3 protein-coding genes are annotated in these 3,174 nt (G+C 37.0%); 2 read left to right on the forward strand and 1 reads right to left on the reverse strand.

Translation table 11 applies throughout. The features are described 5' to 3' along the window. Positions 1-302 precede the first annotated feature (302 nt). Together JCM13188_RS21605 and JCM13188_RS21610 are read left to right on the forward strand one after the other, a co-directional pair. The gene (locus tag JCM13188_RS21605; protein ID WP_369405130.1) at positions 303-1,508 is read left to right on the forward strand and encodes a YhgE/Pip family protein; all 1,206 of its coding nucleotides are present in this window, start codon (positions 303-305) and stop codon (positions 1,506-1,508) included. Positions 1,509-1,672: 164 nt separating this feature from the next. Then, positions 1,673-2,413, forward strand: coding sequence for a YhgE/Pip family protein (locus tag JCM13188_RS21610; protein ID WP_500796502.1), 741 nt, complete (start codon positions 1,673-1,675; stop codon positions 2,411-2,413). A gap of 153 nt (positions 2,414-2,566) precedes the next feature. Here the strand turns inward: JCM13188_RS21610 and JCM13188_RS17070 are convergent. After that, positions 2,567-3,174, reverse strand: a 608-nt coding sequence (locus tag JCM13188_RS17070; protein WP_369405131.1) for a cell wall hydrolase, incomplete at its 5' end; no start/stop codon positions are given.

Raw genomic sequence — 3,174 nt, forward strand, 5'->3', positions numbered from 1 at the left:
TTGTCCATTAAAATTTATTAAGTAAACTCACCTGAGCAGGTGAGCTAACCACTTAAAAAAGAGCCGGTTAATCCGGTTCTTTTTTTATGTTTATTATTGAAATTCGGGCAAAAATAAGATGCAATAATGTTAAGCCCAAAGCAATACATTTAAGTGTGACTAGCCGAATTCGGTATAATGTTTATGTGGATTTTTAACTACAAGGAGAAGGCGAAATATATGAAGAACAGTATGCATTTATACTTGAAAGACTTAAAAAACATTTCAACAAACTGGGTAGCCGCGATTTTATTGGTGGATTAATGATACTTCCGTCATTGTATGCGTGGATGAATATTGAAGCATCTTGGGACCCATATGGACAGACGGATCAAATTAAAGTCGGTGTTGTCAATAATGATACAGGGTCTACAGTGCGTGATGAAGAGATCCATGTAGGAAATGAATTAGTCGAACAACTAAAAGATAATGATTCAATGGACTGGCAGTTTGTCGATGAAGAGACAGCCATGGATAAAGTAGAATATGGAGACTACTATGCCGTCATTGTGATTCCCGATGACTTTTCTGAGAAATTGGGGACTGTGATTAATGATCAACCCACAAAAGCCGAAGTTAATTATTATGTGAATGAAAAAATTAACGCGATTGCTCCGAAGATTACCGATAAAGGAGCTACCACAATCGTTGAGGAAATAAGCTCAAGCTTTATCTCAACTGTCAATGGCGTAATTTTTGATATGTTTAATCAACTTGGCCATGAATTACAAAGCTCTCTACCTGATATAAGGCAATTCGAGGATTATGTTTTTACAATTGAAGAAAAGTTACCTGAAATAAAAGAGGTTTTGGACGAATCACTCTCTGATGCTGAAAACGCCGAGGTCATGATCCATGATGCTCTTAACCTTATTCCACGCGTAGAAGAAGCGTCTAATCAAGGGCTTTCGACAGTAAACGAGACCTTGAATTTTATTAATGATGCAGAAGAACGTTTAGATGAGATAGCACCACGAGTGAACGAGGATTTGAACACCATCCAACAGGCCATTCAAGATACGAATGAGTTTTTAGAATCCGTTGAACCATCTTCAATGGATTTACTGGATATGAACGAGCAAATGAACAATTGGAATGAACAAATTAATAGTACGGTTACATCTATTGAAACAGTAGAGGAAATTTTACAACAAATTCAAGAAGAACAGGAATCTGGTGAGGATTCGGGAGAAGATTCAGGTCAATCAGAAGAGAATAATCAAGAACAGATTGAAAATGCATTAAATGAACTGGCAGCAATGAAAGCTACCTTACAAGAATTGCAAAAACAACTTAATCAAGTTGATGAGATGATTGCGGAACATAATCAAGAGTTAGAAGATATGATGGCTAACTTACGAGAAACGGCTCAATTCACGAATGAGCGATTGGATGCTTTTATTACCGAATATAAAGAAACGATTGAACCTCGTGTTAGAGAAGAAATTCAACATGCAAAAGTTCATTAGAATCGGCGAAAAGCATTTTAACCAAGGTTCAAAATACGATTCCAGAAGCACAAAACATATTAAATCGAACCGCAACTAATTTAGCAGATGGTGAAGATTTATTAGAGAGTGTTTTAGCGGAATATCCGTATATTAATACGAAAATAAATGAACTGGCTGATGAGATCCGTCAGATCCAAGGAGAAACGGATTTAGAGGAAATTATCGAGCTATTAGAAAACGATCCTGAAGCAGAGGAAAGCTTTTTTGAAGAACCCGTCAAGCTGAATCAAAACAAACTGTTTCCTATTGAAAATTATGGTACAGGCATGACACCGTTTTATACCGTATTGGCGATATGGGTTGGTGGATTATTATTGGTTTCTTTATTGGCAACCGATCCGCATCACATAGAACCGTATACAGGAAGACAGATTTACTTTGGCAGATTATTGACCTTTGTCACGATTGGCATGATTCAAACCATCATTGTGACATTAGGTGATATGTATCTACTGGGTGTAAATGTCCAAGAACCAGTTTGGTTTATATTATTTGGGCTTTTATCGAGCTTTGTGTTTATCACCATTGTTTATACTTTAGTGTCGGTGTTTGGTGATATTGGAAAAGCTTTAGCTATTGTTTTCCTTGTTTTACAAATCGCAGGTGCTGGAGGAACGTATCCAGTGGATTTATTACCAGAATTCTTTCAATCCATTCATTCTTTCCTTCCTTTCACCTATGCGATTAACTTGATGCGTGAAGCTGTGGGAGGAATTGTTTGGACTAAAGTACAACATGATGCAGCGATCCTTTCGACATTTGGACTAGTGGCATTACTTGTGGGCGCCCTATTTAAAGCGCGTTTGAACAAGTATACACACCAATTAATGAAGAAGTCGAGAGAAACGGGATTGTTTCATTAACTTTAAATGAATTTTTAATAACTGAAAATAATAAGTAAGTTAAAGAATGGGCTACCTTAACAGTTGGTAGCCCATTTTTCTCATTTCCATTATATATGATCGTTTAAAAGTCTATTACTAGGTTTTTCTATGTTTATCATTAATTCAAGTTTATTATTCTGCAAATGTATGATTTCCAATTTCAGTGACTGTCTCACGAGTAAAAATCCACTCATTGGTAGCTATATCAGGATTATAATAATAGGTTGAACCTTGTGTTGGGTCATAACCATTAACCGCGTCCATTACAGCTTGATAAGCAACGGGACTTGGTGGAAGATTATATTGTCCATCATGGACGGCAGTGAAAGCATTCTGTTGTAATATAACATTGCGAATCGTATTAGGGAAGTGAACTGAACCTTCTCGGTTTAAAATAACGGCTGCCACGGCCACCTTACCCTCATAGGATTCACCTCTTGCTTCACCATGTACAACCCTTGCCATTATCTCAACATTGTCAATTTGATATCGCGTCTTAGTTCCAACAATTCCGTCCACCCAAAGATTGGCATCATATTGGAAATCTTTAACCGCTCTTTCGGTTAAAGGGCCGAAATATCCCGTAGGTTCGACGTTTAAATATCCCATTCTATACAATTTCCCTTGAAGATCTTGTACTTCTTGTCCCGTATTTCCATATTCTAAAGTAGTCGATGCCTGAACCTCGGTATCATTTCCCATTAACAACATTCCTAATAAGAAAAACCGGACGTAAAAAC

The sequence above is a fragment of the Piscibacillus salipiscarius JCM 13188 genome (assembly GCF_001311865.1).
Taxonomy (GTDB): domain Bacteria; phylum Bacillota; class Bacilli; order Bacillales; family Alkalibacillaceae; genus Piscibacillus; species Piscibacillus salipiscarius.

What these genes read in the sequence shown, in the direction of transcription:
- JCM13188_RS21605 (WP_369405130.1), top strand. Translation starts at nt 303, where the DNA reads ATGATACTTCCGTCATTGTATGCGTGGATGAATATTGAAGCATCTTGG.